We start from the raw sequence: 22,640 nt of genomic DNA on the forward strand, positions 1-22,640 counted from the left end.
TTTAAACCGTGGTTATTTCAACAGTCCTGGTTTCACAGCCTTCGGAGGTTAAGGTTACTTTTATGATACCTTTTTCATATCCGGCCCTGACGGCGGCCAGAAGATAGCCGTCATAGGAGGTCCAGACAGGATTGTCATAGCGGTTCAGGGTCTGGGGATCCGCACTGCCGAAGCCCTGGAGCGTTCCGCAGCCTTGTACCTGAATGGTTACCTCTTTTTCTATATTCAGGTTTATGCGGCCGCAGGCGTCCCGGAAGCAGACGGTGAGATAGGACAGGTCGGCACCGTCCGCTTTTATCTGTGTGTGATCACAGGAAATATCCATCTCCACCCGGGAATCGGCGGTCTGCAGGAAACAGCTTCCGGTTTCCCTGCCGTCTTTGTAGCTGACTGCCTTCAGTTCACCCGGCTGATAAGGGATCTCAAAGGCAGCCATAAAGGCATCGCCCACCGCTTTCTTTCCAAGGGAGGACCCATTTAAAAAAAGCTCGGCTTCCTCCGCGTCGGCATAGACGTCCACGTAAGCGGTTTGTCCCTCGTATCCCGGCCATGTCCAGCTGGCGATGTTATCCTTCCACATCCAGGGCGTCAGGGAGGATTTCTGCCCGTTCCGGTTCATGCGCAGGACGGCAAGATAAGGATTTTTGCGAAGGCCGAATACGATTTCCCGAAGATAGCTGATAGGCCTGCGGTAGCCTGTGATATCGATATCTCCTATGTAGGCGATGCTGTCCGGCCAGTGGGAGGTGAAGTTTTGTGTGCCGTCATAATAGAAAATACCGCAGCCGGCTTCCCCGAGATAATCATAGCCGGTCCAGGTCATATCTCCGATGACATGGTCATTCTTTTTCACCACATCCCATAAACGGACGATATCTCCGGGGAAGGTTTCGCTGCCGATTACCACACGGTTGGGATGGAATTCCTTTTCCGCCGCATGGAGTGCCGTCAGATAGTTATAGCCGGTGATATCCATACCGGACGCGGTTTCCTCCAAAAGGCCGGAAAGGACGGGGCTGGTTGCCATCCGGTCGGCAAGAGGCCCGGAAAGAACCGCCATCATGCCGTTGAGCGCGTCCGCGCCGCCTTCTGTCCTGTCGTCTTCCGTCTCTTTCTTCCCGAGAGAAGCGGCCATTTGTGCCATCTGCTCCTTCCCAAGGATATCGGCCATAATTTCACCCATATGGGGCGCGCCTGCAAGCAGGCCGTTTATGGCATTGGTGGTATAACGGGAATCATCCAGCTCCTTGAATTTGTTGTTTATCCTGCGGTTAAGCTGCGCCCCTTTTGCGGTGCCGGCCTCGGGGATTTCATTCCCCATACTGTACATCAGGACACAGGGGTGGTTGAAATCCTTGTCGACCATGCGTTCCACATCCTTTTCCCAGAAATAAGGAAACTGCTGGGAATAATCGTTGGCATTTTTGGAGCGGGTCCACATGTCGGAAAGCTCATCCATGACGTACATACCTATCCGGTCGCAGGCGTCCAGCATAGCCTTGCTCATGGGATGATGGGCGCTGCGGATACAGTTGAAGCCCGCCGCCTTCAATTGCTCGCAGCGGCGTTCTTCCGCCCGCTCCAGCGTGGCGGCGCCGAGGATTCCGTTATCGTGGTGAATACAGGTGCCGCGAAGCTTTACGCTTTTCCCGTTGACACAGAGTCCCTGTGCAGCGGAAAGACGCAGGGTGCGGATACCGAAGGAAACAACAGCCTCGTCCGCCGCCGTGTCGTTGTCCATGACCGTTACCCGGCAGGTATAAAGGCTGGGGGTATCACAGTCCCAGAGAAGCGGATTTTTTACCGCCATCCGCTGCCTGGATAGTTCACAGGTATGGGGAAAAGAGGTGACGGGTATCCGATCCGATGCCACAATATTTCCGCTGCCGTCCGTAATTTCGGTATGGAGCATGACCTTTTTCGTAAGCGTCCCCGCATTTTCCAGCGCAGTCTTAACGACAATGACCGCATAGTCCCCGTCCGCATCCGGGGTCGATACCTTGAGCCCGTCCGCCTTCAGATGGACCGGCCCGCCGAGAAGAAGGCTGACATTCCGGTATATGCCTCCGCCGCTGTACCATCTGCTGGTCTGCTCCTGATTATTGGCAATCACCTTGATTTCATTTGTTTCCCCATAGCGCAGGAAATCTTCACAGGCCACATAGAAATTGGTATAGCCGTAAGGATGGCCTCCTGCATAATCCCCGTTTATGTACACGCGGGCATTGGCGTAAACACCCTCAAATTCCAGCATCACGGAGTTCCCTTCCCAGGCGTCGGGAACATCCAGCTGCCTGGTATAGGTATACACATTTCCCGGGTAAAACCCGGTCTGGCTTCCGTTTTTCGTGTCGGGAGTCCTTTTTTCATGTATCATGGCATCGTGGGGCAGATGAACGGTTACGGCATGGGGATCTCCGCCCCGCAGCATGCTCATCAGCCCGTTTTCCCCGGATGTGACTATCCAGTTATCATTCAATTTTTTCCGTATCATGGCACCTCTTTCCCGGCCGCGGCTTCTGTATCTTACTCGTGTCCACAGTAACCGTTTCCTGTTGTTTGTTGAAATGTTATACGATATACATAAAGTATAGGATAGAATTATAAAATTAACAATGCATATGCACATAAAAGTCCGATTTTGATAGTGATATTTATCTTAAATGACAACAAAAGAAAAACGGGAGTGCTATACTTCTTGTATAAGATGACAACCAACTTATGGTATGCACCGCAAATCATCCTTCATGTTTACGACAAGAAAAGGAGGGGATATGAATAACAGTGTTTTTGAACCGATCGAACATAAGATTATGGCTCCTGCAAAAATTTTTGTAACCGGAATGGAAAGCTCCCATTATCACTGGCATTATGACTATGAACTGGTGGTTTTGCTGAAAGGAAAGCTCCAGGTTCTCTGTGGTCCCAGTCCTATGCTGATGGAAGCGGGGGATATTTTTCTCGTAAACAGCAAAATGGTGCATGGATACCGGGGAGTCCAGGATAATCTCTGCCTTTTCATTCAGTTCCCCACCACAATTTTTGAACGGATTGCGGGAAAGGAACAGCTGCTATATTTTTATCTGAACAGCGTGAGGAAACAGTTTCCGCCGAAAGGCGGCTTCGAGAGGCTGAGGAAGGCGGCCTGCAAAGCCGGTCTTACCATTTATGGAGAGGAGCCGGAGGCTTATCTGGTTCAGAACGCGTCATTTTATGAATTGATGGCGGAACTGGCGGCAAGCGTACAGTTTGATATCCGCCGTTATCCGGGATATGCGGACAGTCCCGCAGAGGGGCAGCTTGTAGCGGAAATAGGGGCTTATATCGACGCCAACTGCGATCAGAAAAATCTGACGGAATGCATTTCCAGGCATTTCGGGATCAGTGAAAAATCGCTGTACCGCTATGCCAAAAGCTTCCTGGGGATATCGCCCAAGGAAATGATCGATACGGCGAGGGTGGAAAAGGCAAAAGCGCTTCTGAGACTGAGCAGGAAACCAATTACCATGATCGGAGGGGAATGTGGTTTCACTAATGAAGCGACTTTTTACCGTGTCTTTAAAAAAGAAACCGGAATCACACCAAAGGAATACAGAAACGGCGGGGGGATTGGACCGGTGGAAAAGGTAGTACAGGGATATTTGAATTTTGATAAAAGGGAAGCGGAAACGTTAATGCATAGTTATGCGGAATGCTGAAGGGAGAATGAGATGAACCAGGCGAAGGAACACAGACTTGAATTTACAGAGAAGGCACAGGAAATTGTGGATAGGATGTCGCTGGAGGAGAAGGTATACCTGATGAGCGGGAACCTGACATTCCAGGATATGATGGCGGATGCCATGGGTGAGGCATCCCATTATAATGCCAGACCTTATCCTGCGGGGGGAAATGAACGGGAAGGCGTTGCGCCGATGCTTTTTTGCGACGGGCCAAGAGGGGTGGTCTGCGGGACCGGGGAAAGCACCTGCTTTCCGGTAACGATGTGCCGCGGCGCCAGCTTTGACACGGAGCTGGAGGAAGAAATCGGGCATGCCATCGGGCGTGAGGTACGGGGGCACGGCGGCAACCTGTTTGCGGGAGTGTGCATCAATCTGCCCTATAACCCCGGCTGGGGACGCAGCCAGGAGGTCTACGGGGAGGACAGCTTTGCGCTGGGACAGATGGGTTCGGCCCTGGTGAGAGGCGTACAGGCGGAGGATGTCATGGCCTGCGTCAAGCATTTTGCATTTAATTCCATGGAAATCAGCCGATTTAAGGTGAGTGTGGATTGTGAAAGGCGTACCGAGCGAGAGGTGTATCTGTCCCATTTTAAGGACTGTGTGGATGCGGGGGCGGCGAGTATCATGAGCGCCTATAACCTGTACAAGGGAACCCACTGCGGCCATTCCGACTATCTGCTGCGTAAGGTGCTGAAGGAGGAATGGGATTTCGACGGCTTTGTCATGAGCGATTTCATCTGGGGCGTAAAGGATACCGTGGAAGCCGGAAACGGCGGACAGGATATGGAAATGTGCTGTACCCAGTTTTTCGGGGATAAGCTGGTGCAGGCGGTAAAGGACGGGTTGGTGGGCGAAGGGCGCATCAATGATTCCGCCCTGCGGATCGTGCGTACCATTCTGGCCTTTGAGGATTCCTATCAAAAGAGCGGGCATACCTACGGAAAAGAGATCCTGGGCTGCAAAGAGCATGTCGAGCTGGCGAAGCGTGCCGCAGAGGAAGGGATTGTCCTGTTAAAGAACGAAGGAAAAGCACTTCCTTTCCGGAAAGATAAGATCAAAAAGATCGCGCTGCTGGGAAAACTGGCAAATAAAGCCAATATAGGGGATCATGGTTCGAGCCGGGTATTCCCTGCCTATGTAAAAACACCCATGGACGGCTTTAATGAAGTGCTCCCGGAGGCGGAAGTGATCTGGTACAGCGGGGAAGATCTGGAGCATGCGAAGGAAGTGGCGAAGGAAGCGGATGCGGTTGTTTTTGTGGTGGGCTTTGACCATGACGACGAAGGAGAATTTGTTGCTGTGGAAAATGCCGAAAACTATACCGGAGCTGTGGGCGGGGATCGTAAAACACTGGGCCTTCATGAGGATGAGGTGGAATTGATCAAGACCGTGGGACCGGAAAACAAAAACTCTGCGGTTGTTATGATTGGCGGCAACATGATTATGGTGACGGACTGGATTGACAGTGTGGCTTCCGTCCTGATGGCTTTTTACCCGGGGCAGGAAGGGGGAAGTGTGATTACCCGGATCCTGACAGGGGAAGTCAATCCCAGCGGCAAGCTTCCGTTTGTACTCCCGTATGAGGAAGAGGATCTGCCCCATGTGAACTGGGATACCACCAACCAGTACTATGGATATTACCATGGCTATACCAAGCTGCAGAAGATAGGCAAAACACCACTTCTGCCCTTTGGATTCGGAGGCAGCTATACCACGTTTTCCGTGGAGGCTCCGGCTTTCCGTGCGGATGAAGATAAGGTGACCGGGGTATGTACGGTAAAAAATACGGGAGACAGGGAAGGCACGGAGGTAATCCAGCTGTATGTGGGCTTTGGCCACTCTTCCATTGACCGGCCGGTCAGGCTGCTGAGAGGCTTCCGGCGGGTGACGCTCGCGCCCGGTGAGGAAAAGCAGGTGGAAATCACCTGTCCCGTGGAAAAGCTGAAATACTATGACACAAAGAGCGCTTCTTTCCGGCTGGAGCATATGGAATATGAAATGTACATAGGCACATCTTCTGCCGAGGAGGATCTTTTAAAGGGCAGCATCCAATTATAAAGCCGCACAAAAACAAATGTTGACTGGGGGATAAGGATATGCAGGAAAAAAAATATTTAAAATGGTACAATAAGGTAGGTTACGGTTCCGGAGATCTTGCGGCAAATATGGTTTACGCGCTTCTTACCAGCTTTGTCATGATTTATCTGACGGATACCGTTGGGCTGAATGCGGGTATCGCCGGTACCCTGATGATGTTTTCCAAGTTTGCGGACGGTATCACGGACGTATTCTTCGGTTCTCTTATTGACAAGACAAAGAGCAAATTAGGCAAAGCCCGTCCCTGGATGCTCTGGTCCTATATCGGGAATGCGGTAATGCTGATAGCTATTTTCGCCATTCCCGAAAGCTGGGGGGATACGGCAAAATACGCCTATTTCTTCATTGCTTATACATTGCTGAATGCGGTTTTCTATACGGCAAATAATATTGCCTATGCCTCCCTCACCTCCCTGATAACCAGGAATAATAACGAACGTGTGCAGGTGGGATCCATCCGTTTCATGTTTTCCCTGGCGACCAACCTGGTGGTTGCATCCATAACCGTCGGGCTGGTATCCACTATGGGCGGCGGCGCTATGGGCTGGCGGAATGTGGCGATTATTTATGCCCTGATCGGGCTGGTGGTGAATACGGTTTCTGTTTTCTCCGTAAAAGAGGTGGTGGATGAGGATGAAACCGCCCCAAAGAAGGGGGACGAAGAAAAGCTGACCCTTCTGCAGTCCGCCAAGCTTCTGGTGCAGAACAAATATTATCTGATGATCGTGGCACTGTATATCCTGACCTATATCCAGACGGGTATAGCGGGGATCGGTATCTATTATATGACCTATGTTTTAGGCAATCCGGCCCTATTGGGTACCTTTTCCGCGGCCCAGATGTTCCCTATGATTGTGGGTCTGGCCCTCACTCCCGCATTGGTTAAAAAAGCCGGAAGCATGTACAAGGTAAATCTCACCGGCTACTGCATCGCCTTTTTCATGCGTATCGGCTTTATCATCGGCGGCCTGATTGGGAGTATCCCCATGATGCTTGCTTTTTCCGTAATTGCCGGCCTTTGCGTCAGCCCTGTTACAGGAGATTTAAATGCCCTGATTGCGGCGACCAGCGACTATACCTACCGCACAAAGGGAAAGCGTATCGACGGAACCATGTTTTCCTGTTCTTCCCTGGGCATTAAAATCGGCGGCGGCCTGGGCACCGCCCTGGCCGGGATGCTTCTGGAAGCAGGGGGATATGTGGCGAACGCGCCGGTCCAGTCGGAATCCTGCATCAATATGCTGAAATTCATGTATCTGGGATTCCCGTTTATCATGGTTATCATTTCTATCCTTATTCTGTCCCGCCTGAAGGTGGAGAAAGCAAACCAGGATTGGGATTTGGAGCATGGAAAATAAAATAGGTTAGCATACAAAAAACAGGCCGTTTGCTACGGCCTGTTTTTTGTATGGTTACTGTCTCCATCCCGGTCGTGCCGCACAGGCGGCGGGGGAAGGCTACTTGGATCCTGCGGGGTGAGGCACTACCGGACAAATTCCACTTTTTTTACCGGGAAAATTCCACATTACCTGAAAAAGGGGGATTTTTGAAGGAAAATGATGAAAATTGTGGTGTATTAAAGAGAAGGCAGGAATGATAGAATCCCTTTAGAAACAAGGCGGGAGCTGATACTATCGCGGAAAGGAAGGGGATTTGAGATGAAAGGGAGAGGCGGAAAAAGGCCGGTTAATGCCCGGGAGAAGCAGGGAAAGAAAATGTTTTTAATGATTCTTCCCTTTTTGATTTTGTGTTTTTTGTTTTCCTATTTCCCGCTGCACGGATGGATTTATGCATTTTATGATTATAAGGCGCCGCTGAGGCTGAGTCAGTGCCCGTTTGTGGGACTGAAGTGGTTTCGGATGTTTTTCAGCAATGAAACCCAGCTGGCGCAGCTCTGGCAGGTTATGAAGAATACCTTTGCAATGAGTTTCCTGAGTATTCTGACTTCTGTCCTGCCTCTGGGATTCGCCGTTTTTCTAAGTGAAATCAAGTGTAAATGGTTTAAAAACCTGGTGCAGACGATGACTACTCTGCCCAATTTTATCAGCTGGGTCCTGGTGTATTCGGTGGCGTTCAGCCTGTTCTCCAATACGGGCATGGTGAATACGCTTCTGCAGAATCTGGGGATTACCTCTGAGGCGGTCAAATTCCTGGACAGCGATTCCCACACATGGCTGTCCATGCTGCTGTGGCATACCTGGAAGAGCCTGGGATGGAGTGCCATTATGTATCTTGCGGCGATTTCAGGAGTGGATCAGGAGTTATATGAGGCGGCCAGAGTGGACGGCGCAGGGCGGTTTAAGCTGATGCGGCATATCACACTGCCGGCGCTGATGCCTACCTTTTTCGTACTGCTGATGCTGTCCATAGCCAATTTCCTGAATAACGGGATGGATCAGTATTTTGTATTCCAGAATGCATTTAATAAGACACATATCCAGGTTCTGGATTTGTATGTTTATAATCTGGGCATTACGGGCAGGAGCATTTCCCTTGCCACGGCAATCAGTATGATGAAAAGTGTGGTGAGCGTTTCTCTTCTGGTGGTTGTCAATTTTGTATCCAAAAGGGTAAGAGGAGAATCCATTATTTAGGAGGCTGTGTATGAAAGCTGTAATCAAGGAAAAAAGGATGAAAAGAACAAAAGGGGATATCCTGTTCGCAATTATCAATTACGTGGGATTCGGCCTGTTTACCCTGATTTGCTTTTACCCTTTTTATTATCTCATTATCAATTCCGTCAGCGCAAATGATTTAAGCGGAAACGGAAGCATTAATTTTCTGCCCAGCCAGCTGCATCTGGAGAATTATAAGCAGGTGCTGCAGTTAAAGGGGCTTGGGCTTGCGGCGCTTGTATCTGTGGGGCGGACGGTAATCGGAACGGTTTGTACGGTGCTGGCTTCGGCGTTTCTGGGATTTATGTTCACCCAGGAGCGGATGTGGAAACGGAAGCTTTGGTACCGGCTGATGGTGGTGACGATGTATTTTAATGCGGGGCTGATCCCTATGTTCCTTACCATGCAGAACCTGCATCTGACCAATTCCTTCTGGGTGTATGTGGTTCCCGTGATTGTACAGCCCTTCAATATCATACTGGTGAAGACCTATATGGAATCCATTCCCCGCTCACTGCAGGAGGCGGCGGAAATTGACGGGGCAGGTGTTATGAAGGTGTTTTTGAAGATCATCCTTCCCACCTCCACTCCCATATTGGCCACCATCGCTATTTTTTCAGCGGTGGCCCAGTGGAACGCGTTCCAGGATACGCTTATTTATGTGACGGATCAGAAGCTGTATTCCCTGCAGTATATCCTTTACCAGTATATAAACCAGGCGAATTCCCTGGCAACCATGGTAAAAAACAGCAGCGGCGGTACAAACCTGAATATGGCGGCGCTGGCGACCCAGCAGACGCCCACCTCCATCCGCATGACGGTTTCCGTCATTGTAGTCCTGCCCATTTTATTTATTTATCCCATATTCCAGCGATATTTTGTTAAGGGTATTATGATAGGTTCGGTTAAAGGTTGATAGAACAAAGGATTCATACTATGATAAAAGAAGGAGGATCTTATGAAGAAGAAACTTGTGAGCTTACTTTTATGTGCGGCTGTGGCGGTGTCCATGGCGGCAGGGTGCGGGGACGGAAAACCTGCCGCAGCGCCGCAGGAGGACGGGGCGCAGGCAGCGCAGAGCCTGTCCGGCGGAGACAGTAAATACGAGGAATTCCTTACGGTGGATGTATTTGATTCCCAGGCCAATTACCAGGGAATCCAGTCGGGCTGGTTTGCCAAAATAGTGAAAGATAAATTTAATATGGAACTGAATATTATCGCACCCAATGTGGCGGGCGGGGGAGATACCCTGTTCCAGACAAGGAGTGCTGCCGGGAATCTGGGGGATTTGATTTTCACCTCTGCGGACAGAGGAAGGCTTCAGGATCTGGTTACCGCGGGCCTGGTGATGGATATGTCCGGCTTGATCCAGGGAAAAGAAAATCTGGAAAGATACAGGGAAGCCATTGAATACAGCAATAAGGAGCTTGTGGAGGAAGAGGGGATTTATATGATTCCTTCCGAAGTAACCACCCTGTCCCCCACCACACCCATGGAGGGGACGGACTGTAACTCCGGGGTATATCTGCGATGGGATCTGTATCAGGAATTAGGCTGTCCGGAGCTGAATACGGCGGAGGATATGCTGGCTGTGCTGAAGGAGATGCAGGAGCTGTGTCCCGTCAGTGATTCCGGAAAGAAAACCTATGCGTTTTCCCTGTTTAAGGATTGGGACGATAATGCGATGAAGCAGGGGGCATGGCTTCCCAGTCTGTATGGATACCGTTTTATGGGGGATGCGGTATATTCCGCAGATGATTCCCTTCCGCCCCAGAGCCTGGTTGAGGATGATTCCGTATATGTGCGTAATTTAAAGCTGTTTTTCACAGCCAACCAGATGGGGCTGATGGATCCGGAATCCACCACGCAGAACTATGATACGCTTTACAGTAAATATAAAGACGGCGCCGTTCTTTTTTCTCCCTGGCCTTGGCTGGGACAGGCGGCCTATAATGTGACCGAGCATGTGGAGGAGGGAAAGGGGTTTATGGCGATTCCCGTTGCGGATACCCGGATTTATTCCTGGGGCTGCTATGCCAAAGGAAACCCCGCCAACAGTGCCATGATAGGAAGCAAGGCCCAGGATCCCCAGAGGATGGCGGATTTCATTGACTGGCTGTATTCCCCGGAAGGGATCGGCAACAGTGCGGGACACAGCGTAACCCTGTGCGGACCCGAAGGGCTTACCTGGGAAATGAAGGATGGTGCGCCGGTCCTTACCGAATTCGGCAGGCAGTGCCTGGTGGACGGGGATGCACAGATGCCGGAGGAATACGGCGGAGGAAGCTGGAAGGACGGAAAGTCCCAGCTGGGAATCAAAGCGATCTCCAGCGCGGAAATCAATCCGGAAACAAACCATCCTTACGATTATACCTTATGGGATTCCTATACGGAATTAAACAGCAACCCTTTGATCGAGGACTGGCAGGAGCACTATGGAGTAAAGACGGCGGTGGAATATTACAAGGATCACGGGCAGGTGCTGGTGGCCCCGGGATGCTCCTATTCCGAACCGGCGGAGGATTCCGAAATCGCCACAATCCGTACACAGATTAACTCCACGGTGGTGGAGTATTCCTGGAAGGCGGTATTTGCAAAGGACGAAGCGGAATTTAAGGAATACATCCGCCAGATGCAGGAAACCGTCTATGGCCTGGGATATGAGAGAATTCTGGAAATAGATATGCAGAAGGTGGAGGATCAAAAGGCGGAAAGGCAGAAAGTGCTTCAGTAAAGGATGGGGATTCATGTATCAGATAAAAACGGATTGCCATGTCCATACCATATTGAGCGGGCATGCGTACAGTACCATTGAGGAATGCGCCGCCTATGCGGCCGGCAGGAAGCTGGAATGCATCGCGGTGACGGATCATTTCTGTCCCATAAAAGAAGAGGAATTCGGGGATAAGGCAGTTCCCATCATCAACCTGACCGTGCTTCCTTCCCATATCCGGGGAGTCCGCATCCTGCGCGGAATGGAAGCGGATATCGTGGATTTGGAAGGACATCTGGCCAACTATAATGTGATGCATGAGGGGAAAAGTGTGCTGGAGGAGGCATGGAAAGATTTGGAGCTGGTGATTGCCAGCGTCCACCGGGGGCCTGGTAAAATGGAAACCGACCGGGAAGATACCGCCGCAAATACAAATATGTATCTGAAGGTGCTGCAGAACGGCAGGGTCAATGTACTGGGCCATGTGGGGAGATCCGGCTACCGGTTTGATATGCTGCCGGTTATCCGGGAAGCCCGCCGGCTGGGAAAGGCTCTGGAAATCAATGAAGCCTCCGCCCGGTTCGGCGCCCATATCCCGGCTGTCTGCCGTCAGGCCGCCCAGCTGTGCGCCCGGGAAGGAACGATGATTATGGTAAATTCCGATGCCCACTCCGCCCATTCCATCGGGCTGTATCCGGAATCACTCCGGATGCTAGAGGAAATCCATTTCCCTGAGAGGCTCATTGCCAACCGGGATTATCAAAGCCTGGAGGAATTTCTCGGTCATAACCTGTAAAAAAGAAGCCGCTTCCTAAAGAGAATACTCTTTAGGAGGCGGCTCTTCCTTTGGTATGAAGGCACGAAAGCAGAAGGGGCGGATTCCCCTATCCGGTTCCATTCAGTCTGCGGGAATCAGGGGGAGAAGCAGGCGGACACAGGTTCCCCTCCCGGGACTGCTGGTCAGGTGCATGGAGTAAGGGGAACCGTAAATGAGACGGATGCGCCGGCTGATGTTGCATAGACCGATGCTGCCGGCAGGGACGGAGGGATCCGGAAAATCAGGGATATCCGGATCCCCGGAGGCTTCCAGTTTTTCCGACAGGGTGTGCCATTCTTCTTCGGTCATGCCTTTTCCGTTATCCTCTATAATAATATGAAGCTTTTCCTCTTCCGTATGCAGGGTGATGGTCAATTGACCGCCGGTATCTTTTTCCTCCAGGCCGTGCAGGATAGCATTTTCTATGATGGGCTGAAGGAGAAGCGGCAGTATTTTATAAGAAGAGAGGGAAAAATCAGGGGGGATCCGAAGGGTATAATCAAACCGGTCTTCAAATCGCAGCTTTTGGATGGCGAGGTAGGAAGCGATATAATCCAGTTCTTTATCCAGAGTGGTGCTGGCCGTTCCCGTATTTTCCAGCACATAATGCATGGTTTTCCCCAGGAGCTTAATGGCGGAGGCTGTTTCCCGGTCTCCGCTTCCCACGGACATCATACGGATTGTTTCCAGGGAATTATAGAGGAAATGGGGATTGATCTGGCTGGCAAGAAGCTTGTATTCCATTTGCTGCTGCTGGTTGATCAAGGTCTGTTCCTTTATCCTGGCTTCATAGACCTGCAGCTCCTGCTGTTTGATGTTGCCGATCATGATTTTCAGGTTCAAAAAGGTATCGGTGAGTTCATCGTCGCCTTTAAAGGTATCGATAATGTCATAATTTCCCCGGCTGGCATGTTCCATAGCGGCCTGCAGGGTCGTCACACGCCGGCTGAAATAGCGGGTGGAGTAGAGGATGCCGTAGAGGGAAGCGGCAATGGCTGCGGTCAGCACCAGCAGGCAGATGAAGCCTATTTGGTAGATAGAGGTTTTCGCATGCAAATCGATGGTAGTGAGATAGAACTGTCCGTCCGTATGGTATGCGGGAAGGGTGGTGATACAGCCGATTTGCTTCTCCCCTCCGAAGGGAAGGAAACCGCTGGTGTGGAAGCCTTTTTTCTCGAAATCAATCGGAACCGGCTGGGGCTGTCCCTGGTAAAAACGGCTGCTGGAGAAAAAAACGGGTTGATCCTGGATAGACAGGGCCGTAAACAGGGCATTATTCTGGATGCGGTTTTTAAGGTAATTGTTGCTGAGCTTGATGACCAGAATCGCATGATGGGAGGACGGGGAAAGGGGAATCGAGCGCAGGAAGGTCAGCTCCGGCGAACGTTCGTCGGTCCCGGGGTAAGTGGATTCACTGTAGCCCAGGGTACTGGACTGCCAGGATGTGGTGCCGCTTACGGAAACCAGGGGGAACCATTCCGCCAGCATATCCGGGTCGGCCTGCTGGATATACCGGCAGTCAGGGATAGAAGGGTTATCCGTATAAATGAGGATGGAGGAAATGGCAGCGTTATTGGCGTGGGTTCTTGCCAGCCGTTCATAACCGTTGCAGATACGCATTGCCTCTTCTTCGTTTTCATAATCCGCAGTGAGAATACGGGACAGATCCCCGTCGGAAAACAGCTCCTCGGAAATGGTATAAAAATGAAGGGCAGCGTCCAGGAGGACGGACTTCGCCCGCAGATTATCCGACTCTACCTGGGTCTGTGCCTGGCGGTACAGGAAGTTTATGGCATAAAAAGAAAGGAAAACACCGATAAACAGGAGCGGAACCAGGATGACCGGTATCAGCATCCGGTGCATATGCTTTTGTATCCTGCTGTGGGGACCGTGCTTTGACGACATATGGAAACTCCTTTGTTAACGCAGCTTTCTGCGGTATTCCGCGGGACTTTCTCCCATTACCTTCTTAAACTTGGTGTGGAAATAATCCACGTTGCTGTAGCCCACTTTTTCCGCTATTTCATAAACCTTCAGAGTACCTTCCTTCAGCAGCTCCAGGGAGGCGTCAATCCGCACCCGATCCAGATAAGCCGTGAAATTCATGCCTATTTTCTGGGTGAAGAGCTTTCCCAGATAGGAGCTGTTATAGCCAAAAAGAGGTGCGATCCGTTCCAGCTTCAGGTTATTCATGTAATTATGCCTGATGTAATAAATGACATTGTCCAGGGTGCTTTCCCGGGAGGCGGTCCCAAGGGAACGCAGGATCATTTCCGTCTGTTCGGAGATAAAGGTGATGATTTCATACAGATAATACCGGGTATTGATAAAATCCGCCGCCCAGCTGCCCGGAGGAAAAGGGATATCTGCGGTATGATAATGATAACGGACAGCTTCCCTGACCTGAAGATAGAGATCAAGGAAAAAACGCCGGATATCCTCGATGGGGACGGAGGAGAGGTAGATCTGTTCCCGGAGCCGGCCGAGAGTTTCCGCCAGCAAACGCCGGTTCCGTGTCTGAATATAATCCACCAGCATGTCCCTGTATTCCTCCAGAGTGGCTTTATCCGGTATAAAATAACTGTTTTGGGGCGGGGCCAGCTGGTGATAGCCGAAGGTATGCTGCCCCGGATCACAGTAAAAACGCATTTGTAAAAGATAAAGGGCTTCCCGGTAGGAGCCGGTGATATCTTCCGGCCGGTAAACGACCCTTCCGTAGGTAATGAAAAGGCTGTCTAAGGGGGAACCCTTCTGCGGCTTTACCTCCCGTTCGAACCGCTCCACAAATTCGGAAAAACGACGGATCGCAAAATCTCCTTTTAACAGAATAATTTCATTATGATCAATGGTTAAGGTTTCATACGAATGGTTATCCTCATTGGTGAGGTGCAGCAAATCGGAAAAGCGGTAGGATACCGCGGCGGCATCGTGACTGTATTTTTCATAAATGGCGGCCTGGTAACAGCCGGAAAGCAAACCAAGCTCTTTAAGCTCCTCCGTAAGTGTCCGGGAGGAACCGGTGAGAAAATCACGGAGGATGCCGCTGCGGGCCTTTTCGCTGTAATATTCAATTGCGGAGGTGCGTTTCTTTTTTTCATCAAGCTCTTCCCGTATTTTGAGAAGATGGGCGGTAAGGTCGTCCTCATCCACCGGTTTGGTGATATAAAATTTCACATCGTAACACATGGCCTCCTGGGCATACTTAAAATCGGAATAGCCGCTGAGGATGAGAATGGTGCCTTCATAATTTTTCTCTCTGGCAAGGCGTGCCACATCAAGGCCGCTCAGCCGCGGCATACGGATATCCAGCAAAGCGATATCCGGTTTTTTTTCCAGGATGACCGCAAGGGCGTCCTCCCCGTTTGAAGCTTCGCCCACGCAAAAAAAGCCCAGCTCCTCCCAGTCGATCAGCCGGCGCAGACCCTGTCTTATTTTGGTTTCGTCATCGGCAATAAAATATGTATACATAAAACCCCTCATATATTCCTTTAACCGGAAAACCGCATTCCCTGCAGCGGCTGCGGCTCCCGGGTTCTTACATTTATTATAAAAGAGGACTACAGATTTGTCCAACGTAGTTTCCGGAAAGATTGGTTGCATATTTTCCTCAATTTTACAAATACTACATTTACCAACCCGAAAAGAAATAAATGTTAAAAACGGAAAGAAGAGGCTGTGCGGCCCGGGCCGGTCGGCCTTTTAGAAGGAGGAAACATGAAGGCAACAGGAATTGTGAGAAGAATAGATGACCTGGGGAGGATTGTAATCCCCAAGGAAATCAGGAGGACACTGCGTATCCGGGAGAGTGATCCCCTTGAAATTTTTACCGACAGGGAAGGAGAAATTATTCTGAAAAAATATTCTCCTATCGGGGAAATGAGTACATTTGCAAAGCAGTACGCGGAAAGCCTTGCACAGGTTTCAGGGCAGATGACACTGATTGCAGACCGGGATCAGTTTATTGCAGCAGCAGGAGGCTGTAAGGCGCTTTTGGGAAAATCCATCAGCAAGGCTTTGGAAGAAGCGATTGAGAACAGAGAAAGTATTCTTGCGGGAAAGAACGAGAGGAGTTTTATCCAGGTGGCGGAAGAAGGCGAGCCGGAATATGTGAATGAGGCTGTCAGCCCTATTATCTGTGAAGGGGATGTGATTGGAGCGGTGCTTCTTCTGAACAATGACCCCAAGGGGAAGATGGGGGAAGTGGAGCAGAAGCTCATCCTGTCCGCGGCCGGCTTTCTGGGCAGACAAATGGAACAATAAGAAAAAGAAGGCCGCAGAATCTACCCTACGGGTTTATTATCCCTCCCTGCCTGAACAAGAAGCGGCAGACAGAGAGCGGACGGTAATCCCGGAGGGTAGATCCTGCGGCTGTTTTCATGTCCGGATAAAGCATCAGAGGGCAGAAGAGGACAGCGAAGGAACGGACGCCACATTCAGATCGGTATAACCGGTATCCTCAAAAGGAAGGGTAATCCGTCTGCCGCAGAGGGAAGAATAATAAATGCCCTTTACGATTTCCAATGTTTTTCTGCCCTCGGTCACATCGATGGAAACCGGAGTATTATTACATAGGGAAAGATAGAAATCCCGAAGCTGTGCATAGTGGCCCATGCCCCAATAATCAGGGATGTCCTTATTTCCCGGCGCGGGCACCGGCTGTATTTCTTCGTAAGTGCCGTCCAGCTCATAGAAGCCGACATCCTGCTTCAGGCCGCAGCGGCCCTTTTCCCCCTGGAACTCCAGGAAAATGGGAGCGTCGGCAGCATAGGAATTCGTGGCATACAAGCTGTAAAGACAGCCGTTCTTAAAACAGATGGCGGCCTCTGCGGTATCCTCCACATGGATACGGTCGTGGTAATGGTTATGTATGCTGCCCTCGATCCATTCCACATCGCTTCCCAGCATATAACGGATCCGGTCGATGCTGTGGATGGCCTGATCGATGAGCACACCGCCCCCTTCCTTGTCCCAGGTACCCTTCCAGTCACAGCCTTCGTAATAGGAATAGGGGCGTGACCAGGTGAGAATGGAGCGGGCGCTTATGATGCGGCCGAAAGCGCCGTCCCGGATCATGTTGCGCAGCTGCTGTACGCTTGCTTCATAACGGGTTTGAAAAATAACGCCTAGCTTTTTCCCGGTTTTTTCCGAGGCGGCTTTCATCTTGTCCGCATCCTGCAGGGTGACGGCAACCGGCTTTTCCGTAAGGACATGCATGCCCGCTTCCATAGCACGGATAGCCATGGGCGCATGGAGGTAGTGCGGGAGACACAGATGCACCGCATCAATATCCTTATCAAGTAAATCCTCCAGACAGGTGCCGTAGGCGGCGCCAAGGGGGGCGGCGAAAGCCTTTGCCCTGTCCTCTTCGATATCAATGGCACAGACGAATTCTGAAATATCCGTAAGCCGGGGAAAGGCAAAGGCATAGCTGGCGGATATCCTTCCGCAGCCGATGAGGGCGGTTCTCAGCTTTTTCATACATATATTCCTCTTTTCTACTACAATATAGTTTGAGTGAAAGCACCTGACAGCCGGTCGGGCCTAATCAGGATATATCGGGTCAGCCGATAAAAAAAGAGCCATTCATGGTGGCGGTAAACTGATAATGGGTGTCGAAAAAATATTTCATGGCGCCGTTATAGCAGGCGTAGGAATCCAGCTGGCTGTAGCGCAGTTTTACGCTTCCCGTCATGCGTGAAAAACCGGTTTCACCCAGGCAGCGGCGTATTTCCTCCAGAAATACAGGACCTAAGGAAACGGATTTCCCGCCGAGGACAATCAGCCGGGGATGTACCAGGCAGATGAGGTTGGACAAGGCCAGGGCCAATTCCCCGGCTAAATCTTTAATAACCAGTACGGCTGCCGTGTCTGTGTACAGGGAGGCCCTGCCCAGATCCTCATAGCGGACAGCGTCCCGGGAGAGCAGGGACGAAGTGGTGCCCTTCTCCAGCAGACGGTTCCGGAGGGTGGCCTCACTCAGTACCACCTCCAGACATCCGCGGTTGCCGCAGGGGCAGGGCGGGCCTTCCGGCGAAATGCTGAAATGGCCGAACTGGGTATATGAGGCACAGGCCTGTCCCAGAAGCTTATCCTGGATAAAAAGAGAAGCGCCGATCCCTCTGCTGAACTGGATGAATGCATAATCCTTTTCCCGGATGCCGGTATAGATTTTTTCCGCGTAGGCGCAGCAGGCCGTATCGTTCAGGACAGCTACGGCATAATCGGAAAAAAGCGAGCGCAGAAAGGGAAGGACCCCGGCTTCCCCCTGATCGTTGTCTAAGGGAAAGGTGGTGGAGAACACCTCTTCTTTTTCCGGATCGATCATGGCCGGCAGGACAAAGCACAGCCCCAGAATCTGCTCCGGCCGGATCCGTTCCAGGATCTGTCCGGTGAGAAAGCTGCGGCAAAGCCGGGCATAAGAATCGGAAGAAGCCTTTTCCAGCCGCTCCTGCATAGCCGTAGTGCCGCAGATATCAATAAGGAAGGCATGAACCGAGGTTTCCTCCCAGCCGAATACCGCCACATAATAATTCCCTGCACAAAGTTCCAGGCAGTTCGGCTTTCTGCCTACACCGGAACTGTCCCCCATACCGGAATCATATAGAAAACCTCTTTCGGACAGTTCGTCAATCAGCGCGGAAACCGCAGTACGGCTCAGACCTGTCTGTTTGGCCAGCGCAGCCCGGGAAATCCCCCTGTTTTCGAAAACGGAATTGTAGAGCTGCTTCAGGTTTGTATTTTTGATCAGCTGTTGGTTTACTAATTTCATAAATGCCTCTTTGGTTTAATTGTAATATGGAATTACTAATAAGAATTGTATCATGAGTGGCGGGAAACTGCAAGATGGAATGACCCGTGGTGACAGTTCAGGCATGGCTGTGCATTTTCTGCGCAGACTGTGAGAAAACAGGCCGTAACAGTACGGACGAAGGCTGGACTGTTACGGTATGGGGAAAAGGGGGATTGACAAGGAGAAGGGCAGATGGTATTGTGAATTTGTAATATGATAGGACAAATTAAAGAATCACAGAGTGCCAAAAGTCATCGCTAAAGGCGATTCAGGATGGATTATGGCAGGAACTGTGAAGGGACTGAACCGTTAAAACATAGGTTGGGAAAGGGGATACTTTATGAAGGTCGGAGTAATTGGTTGCGGAGGTATGGGCACGACCCATAATCTGTCTTTAAAGGCGCTTTCAGGTAAGATGGATGTGGAAGTGGCGGCACTGGCTGACTGCAGGGAGGAATTTCTGGAGAGGGCATCGAAGCAGTGGCGGTCGGCCAGGAAGTATACGACGGGAATGGATCTGGTAAGGGAGGAGGAGCTGGATGCGGTACATATCTGTCTGCCCAGTTATCTTCATGCCGAGATGGCTGTGGCGGCGATGGAGAAAGGCATGCATGTATTTGTGGAAAAGCCTGTTTGTCTGACGGGGGAAGATTGTAAAAGGCTTCTGGAGGTGCAGAAAAAAACGGGTGTGAAGGTGATGGTGGGCCAGGTAGTCCGTTCTTTTGAAGAATACCGGTATTTGAAAGAGGCTTATGAGAAGAAAACCTTTGGTGAACTGAAATCTATTGTGATGCAGCGTATCAGCGGTGATACGAAATGGGGATACGAGGACTGGTTCCATGAGGAGAAAAAAAGCGGCAGTGTCGTGCTTGATCTGCATATCCATGATCTGGATTTCTTGCGATATATGCTGGGTGAACCGGATTCTTTTACGGTAAAAGCGACGGCTTTCCCAAGCGGGATGATAAACCAGGTGGTTACCTCTTATCAGTTTGGCAGCGTTTTCGCAACAGCAGAGGGAATCTGGGATGTATGTACGGCACTTCCCTTTGAATCTTCCTTCCGGGCGTGTTTTGAGGATGCCACGATCCTTTACAGGGGAAATGATACGCCGTCTCTGCAGGTTTATCATAAGGGAGAACGGATATCCGTTCCGGAGCTTACGGGGGAATGGAATATGCATGATGAGTCCGCGGGCATTAATATATCGGATTTAGGGCCTTATTATACGGAGATCAAGTATTTTTACGAGTGTCTGGCGCAGGAGAGGGAAATTGTGAGAGCGCCTTTGGAGGAAGGTGTGAAATCGGTGCTTCTGGGTCTGAAGGAGCTGGAAGCGGGAAAGAAGTATCTGGAGGGCCTGGCAGAGAGCCGGCATACTTGAGATGCGCAAAAGTGCGGACAGGAGAGGAAAGGCGGAAAGCGCCTTTCAGAGTGGGAAATAAGGAAGTATCACAGGAGGTATAAGATGAGAGTAGGTATTTTGGTAAATCTGCATGCGGATACGGACTTGAAGGAGAAATTCGGCGAATTACGGGAGATGGGCGTGGAAAGCTGCCAGCTTGTGTGCTGGGACAGGAGCCTTCTTACGGAAGAAACCGCGGTTATGGTGAGAGAAGCGGTCTGTGAGAAGAAGATCGAAATCACTGCTTTCTGGTGCGGCTGGGAAGGACCGAAAGCCTGGAATTTTTATGAAGGGCAGGAGACTTTGGGCCTGGTCCCTGCGGCGTTCCGTTTCCAGCGGCTGGCCATGCTGATGGAAGGCTCTGCTTTCGCCCGTTGGATCGGAGTGGGAAATCTGGTGACTCATGTAGGTTTTATGCCCGAAAATCCGTATGATCCCAACTATCATGGGGTGATAGCGTGCCTGAAGGAGCTTGCGGCAAAGTGCAGGGAAAACGGGCAGAATTTCCTTTTTGAAACCGGACAGGAAACACCGGTGGCCTTAAAGCGCGCCATTCAGGATATAGGAATGGATAATGTAGGGGTGAATCTGGATCCCGCCAACCTGTTGATGTACGGAAAAGGGAATCCGGTGGATTCCCTGGATGTATTCGGGGAATATGTGATGGGGATACACGGCAAGGACGGATGTTACCCCACGGACGGCCATGAACTGGGCGAAGAGAAGCCTCTGGGACAGGGAAAGGTAGATTATCCTGCGTTTATCAGAAAGCTGAAGGAGATCGGCTATGAGGGGGACATCACCATTGAGAGGGAAATCTCCGGAGAAGAGCAGAAAAAGGATATCCGGATGGCGAAGAAAATGCTGGAGGATCTGATAGCTGCGGATTAATAGCAGAAGAGGTACAAAAAGGTAACCGTTCAGACTTGTCTGAACGGTTATTAAAATAGCGTATAGCATAAATACGGTTTCCGAAATCCGACAGAGGAACCGGTTTTTCGTCAGGACTGAGGGGATCCATACACCAGAAACGTCCGTCCCGGCATTGGATCAGAAGAACATAATGAAAACTGCCCAGCCCGTTCATGCGGACACGGACGATGGGGTAAATTCCTTCGGATATCAGTGCCGCCAGATCGGTTCCTTTCATGGCGGATACGCCGTTCACCCGTTCTATGGATACCTGCAGCGCCGATTGCAGAGTCTCCCACCGGATATTCCCTTCCTCATCATAGACCTGTTCCCGGGAAAGCATGGCGTTCAAACTGCCGGGATCTACGGGGGCCAGGCCGGGAACGGCAATATCCTGCATGCGCAATGCCGCCGCCAGGCAGGCCGTCAGACAGCCGGAGGATTCCATGGTGAAAGAAGAATTCCCCAGGGTATCACCGGCCCAAAGCGGATTTTTCTGGGAAAAGAAAACAGAGTCCGGCGCTATGGCAGCCTGTCCGCCTTTTACGGATAAGCTGCCATAGATCCGTAAGGTCAGCAGACAGATAAGGAAGGCCATAAAAAGAAGAACTGACAGACATACATATATTCGTTTTTTTGTCATGATACTCCTATCGTGATGTGACCGTGATTACAGGCATCGCAATGCCATGTGGACAGAAACGGGTACAGCAGTTTTTGTCTGTATGAACCAATGATAGCAGGGAATGGGCATGGATTCAATAGCAAATGCAGCCGGGAAGCAACTATGAACAGTAACGTTCGAACAGTCTGCGCTGGAAATCTTGGGTGACATGAGTTATGATGGGAAAATGGAGGCGGTTTGGAAAGGGAAGTACCGCCCGGAAAGAGAGGGAGCTGCCTGTGGTTCTCCAGAAAAATATAATACTCCTGACTGCGGCGGTGCTTACGGCTGTGTTTGGACAATATTACTTCCGGAATAAGGAGAAAAAGGGGAAAGGGGGACTTGTTTTTAAAGCACTGGCAACCTTTATGCCTGTTCTGGCGGCATTATTCTATGTATCAGGTGCAGAAGGACAGCTACGCGGCGTTGCCCTTTGGATATTTGCGGGCACCTTTTTCTGTATGGCCGCGGATGTACTGCTGGAGCTGGTTTTCCTGGCGGGGGTGGCAGCTTTTGGAATGGGGCATGTTTGTTTCCTGGCGGCTTATATTCATCTGGTGCCGGTAAGGATCACAACAGTCCTCCTTTTTGTGCTGCTGCTTGCTTTTATGCTTTTGCTTCACGGGAGGTTTCTGTACCATTTCGGTAGACAGGCCGTTTATATGGTGGGATACGGCGCTCTTTTATCCTTTATGACTGCGATGGCCCTGGCTGTGGCCCGGGAAATGGGCGGTATGGCAGGAATGTTTATGGCGGCAGGCGGGATCTGTTTTTATATTTCAGACAATATCCTGGGGTTCCGGATTCTGCATGAAACGCAGTCCCGTGTTTTGAGTGCGGTGCTTCTTACGCTGTATTATTCGGCGGTATATTTTATTGCAGCAGCTATGTACTTTATTTAAGTG

At 50.8% G+C, this 22,640-nt stretch carries 17 protein-coding genes; 11 read left to right on the plus strand and 6 right to left on the minus strand.

Annotated elements, in window-relative coordinates; genetic code table 11:
* Position 1 precedes the first annotated feature (1 nt).
* Positions 2-2,494, minus strand: a complete 2,493-nt coding sequence (locus DXA36_RS07470; protein WP_118677894.1) for a glycoside hydrolase family 2 TIM barrel-domain containing protein — start codon at positions 2,492-2,494, stop codon at positions 2-4.
* Positions 2,495-2,774: 280 nt separating this feature from the next.
* On the opposite strand from DXA36_RS07470, the gene DXA36_RS07475 reads away from it, so the two are divergent.
* The 7 genes from DXA36_RS07475 to DXA36_RS07510 all read left to right on the plus strand — a co-directional run bounded on the left by DXA36_RS07475 (position 2,775) and on the right by DXA36_RS07510 (position 11,943).
* On the plus strand, positions 2,775-3,698 hold the full coding sequence (locus tag DXA36_RS07475) for an AraC family transcriptional regulator (protein ID WP_182478971.1): 924 nt from the start codon (positions 2,775-2,777) through the stop codon (positions 3,696-3,698).
* Between the two features lie 12 nt (positions 3,699-3,710).
* Entirely contained in the window at positions 3,711-5,780 is a 2,070-nt protein-coding gene (locus DXA36_RS07480; RefSeq protein WP_118677898.1) for a beta-glucosidase, read from the plus strand.
* 38 nt (positions 5,781-5,818) lie between these two features.
* The gene (locus DXA36_RS07485; protein ID WP_118677900.1) at positions 5,819-7,177 is read left to right on the plus strand and encodes an MFS transporter; all 1,359 of its coding nucleotides are present in this window, start codon (positions 5,819-5,821) and stop codon (positions 7,175-7,177) included.
* A 300-nt stretch (positions 7,178-7,477) separates the two neighbouring features.
* On the plus strand, positions 7,478-8,413 hold the full coding sequence (locus DXA36_RS07495) for an ABC transporter permease (protein WP_118677904.1): 936 nt from the start codon (positions 7,478-7,480) through the stop codon (positions 8,411-8,413).
* A gap of 10 nt (positions 8,414-8,423) precedes the next feature.
* The gene (locus DXA36_RS07500; protein WP_118677906.1) at positions 8,424-9,350 is read left to right on the plus strand and encodes a carbohydrate ABC transporter permease; all 927 of its coding nucleotides are present in this window, start codon (positions 8,424-8,426) and stop codon (positions 9,348-9,350) included.
* Between the two features lie 42 nt (positions 9,351-9,392).
* A complete protein-coding gene (locus DXA36_RS07505) occupies positions 9,393-11,168 on the plus strand; it encodes an ABC transporter substrate-binding protein (protein ID WP_118677908.1) in 1,776 nt (591 codons plus the stop codon).
* Positions 11,169-11,181: 13 nt separating this feature from the next.
* Entirely contained in the window at positions 11,182-11,943 is a 762-nt protein-coding gene (locus DXA36_RS07510; RefSeq protein WP_118677910.1) for a PHP domain-containing protein, read from the plus strand.
* A 102-nt stretch (positions 11,944-12,045) separates the two neighbouring features.
* Here the strand turns inward: DXA36_RS07510 and DXA36_RS07515 are convergent, their stop codons facing one another.
* Entirely contained in the window at positions 12,046-13,869 is a 1,824-nt protein-coding gene (locus tag DXA36_RS07515) for a sensor histidine kinase (protein WP_118677912.1), read from the minus strand.
* Positions 13,870-13,884: 15 nt separating this feature from the next.
* Positions 13,885-15,432 (minus strand): response regulator, encoded by a 1,548-nt coding sequence (locus DXA36_RS07520; protein WP_118678127.1) that lies wholly within the window; start codon positions 15,430-15,432, stop codon positions 13,885-13,887.
* Positions 15,433-15,678: 246 nt separating this feature from the next.
* On the opposite strand from DXA36_RS07520, the gene spoVT reads away from it, so the two are divergent.
* Positions 15,679-16,224, plus strand: coding sequence for a stage V sporulation protein T (gene spoVT / locus DXA36_RS07525; protein WP_118677914.1), 546 nt, complete (start codon positions 15,679-15,681; stop codon positions 16,222-16,224).
* Positions 16,225-16,356: 132 nt separating this feature from the next.
* Here spoVT and DXA36_RS07530 read toward each other — a convergent pair whose 3' ends face one another.
* Together DXA36_RS07530 and DXA36_RS07535 are read right to left on the minus strand one after the other, a co-directional pair.
* On the minus strand, positions 16,357-17,442 hold the full coding sequence (locus DXA36_RS07530) for a Gfo/Idh/MocA family protein (protein WP_118677916.1): 1,086 nt from the start codon (positions 17,440-17,442) through the stop codon (positions 16,357-16,359).
* A gap of 82 nt (positions 17,443-17,524) precedes the next feature.
* Complete coding sequence (locus tag DXA36_RS07535) at positions 17,525-18,733, minus strand: ROK family transcriptional regulator (protein ID WP_118677918.1); 1,209 nt, start codon at positions 18,731-18,733, stop codon at positions 17,525-17,527.
* A 361-nt stretch (positions 18,734-19,094) separates the two neighbouring features.
* Here DXA36_RS07535 and DXA36_RS07540 point away from each other — a divergent pair, with 361 nt between their 5' ends.
* Both DXA36_RS07540 and DXA36_RS07545 read left to right on the plus strand, forming a co-directional pair.
* Positions 19,095-20,138 carry a Gfo/Idh/MocA family protein gene (locus DXA36_RS07540; RefSeq protein ID WP_118677920.1) on the plus strand — a complete coding sequence of 348 codons (1,044 nt, stop codon included), beginning with the start codon at positions 19,095-19,097 and terminating at the stop codon, positions 20,136-20,138.
* An 84-nt stretch (positions 20,139-20,222) separates the two neighbouring features.
* Positions 20,223-21,050, plus strand: a complete 828-nt coding sequence (locus tag DXA36_RS07545; protein ID WP_118677922.1) for a sugar phosphate isomerase/epimerase family protein — start codon at positions 20,223-20,225, stop codon at positions 21,048-21,050.
* On the opposite strand, the gene DXA36_RS07550 is transcribed toward DXA36_RS07545, so the two are convergent.
* Complete coding sequence (locus tag DXA36_RS07550; protein WP_118677924.1) at positions 20,959-21,714, minus strand: hypothetical protein; 756 nt, start codon at positions 21,712-21,714, stop codon at positions 20,959-20,961. The genes DXA36_RS07545 and DXA36_RS07550 overlap by 92 nt on opposite strands.
* Before the next feature lie 197 nt (positions 21,715-21,911).
* Between DXA36_RS07550 and DXA36_RS07555 the strand changes: the two genes are divergently transcribed.
* Positions 21,912-22,637, plus strand: coding sequence for a lysoplasmalogenase family protein (locus DXA36_RS07555; protein ID WP_118677926.1), 726 nt, complete (start codon positions 21,912-21,914; stop codon positions 22,635-22,637).
* Positions 22,638-22,640 lie beyond the last annotated feature (3 nt).

The organism is Eisenbergiella sp. OF01-20, from assembly GCF_003478085.1.
Lineage (GTDB): Bacteria > Bacillota > Clostridia > Lachnospirales > Lachnospiraceae > Eisenbergiella.

Bases quoted from the DNA above. Each gene is read 5' to 3' on its own strand.
- DXA36_RS07480 (WP_118677898.1), top strand. From the start codon at position 3,711: ATGAACCAGGCGAAGGAACACAGACTTGAATTTACAGAGAAGGCACAG.
- DXA36_RS07535 (WP_118677918.1), bottom strand. From the start codon at position 18,733: ATGAAATTAGTAAACCAACAGCTGATCAAAAATACAAACCTGAAGCAG.
- DXA36_RS07555 (WP_118677926.1), top strand. From the start codon at position 21,912: ATGATGGGAAAATGGAGGCGGTTTGGAAAGGGAAGTACCGCCCGGAAA.
- DXA36_RS07485 (WP_118677900.1), top strand. From the start codon at position 5,819: ATGCAGGAAAAAAAATATTTAAAATGGTACAATAAGGTAGGTTACGGT.
- DXA36_RS07530 (WP_118677916.1), bottom strand. From the start codon at position 17,442: ATGAAAAAGCTGAGAACCGCCCTCATCGGCTGCGGAAGGATATCCGCC.
- spoVT (WP_118677914.1), top strand. From the start codon at position 15,679: ATGAAGGCAACAGGAATTGTGAGAAGAATAGATGACCTGGGGAGGATT.
- DXA36_RS07500 (WP_118677906.1), top strand. From the start codon at position 8,424: ATGAAAGCTGTAATCAAGGAAAAAAGGATGAAAAGAACAAAAGGGGAT.
- DXA36_RS07550 (WP_118677924.1), bottom strand. From the start codon at position 21,714: ATGACAAAAAAACGAATATATGTATGTCTGTCAGTTCTTCTTTTTATG.
- DXA36_RS07495 (WP_118677904.1), top strand. From the start codon at position 7,478: ATGAAAGGGAGAGGCGGAAAAAGGCCGGTTAATGCCCGGGAGAAGCAG.
- DXA36_RS07505 (WP_118677908.1), top strand. From the start codon at position 9,393: ATGAAGAAGAAACTTGTGAGCTTACTTTTATGTGCGGCTGTGGCGGTG.
- DXA36_RS07520 (WP_118678127.1), bottom strand. From the start codon at position 15,432: ATGTATACATATTTTATTGCCGATGACGAAACCAAAATAAGACAGGGT.
- DXA36_RS07470 (WP_118677894.1), bottom strand. From the start codon at position 2,494: ATGATACGGAAAAAATTGAATGATAACTGGATAGTCACATCCGGGGAA.
- DXA36_RS07540 (WP_118677920.1), top strand. From the start codon at position 19,095: ATGAAGGTCGGAGTAATTGGTTGCGGAGGTATGGGCACGACCCATAAT.
- DXA36_RS07545 (WP_118677922.1), top strand. From the start codon at position 20,223: ATGAGAGTAGGTATTTTGGTAAATCTGCATGCGGATACGGACTTGAAG.
- DXA36_RS07515 (WP_118677912.1), bottom strand. From the start codon at position 13,869: ATGTCGTCAAAGCACGGTCCCCACAGCAGGATACAAAAGCATATGCAC.
- DXA36_RS07475 (WP_182478971.1), top strand. From the start codon at position 2,775: ATGAATAACAGTGTTTTTGAACCGATCGAACATAAGATTATGGCTCCT.
- DXA36_RS07510 (WP_118677910.1), top strand. From the start codon at position 11,182: ATGTATCAGATAAAAACGGATTGCCATGTCCATACCATATTGAGCGGG.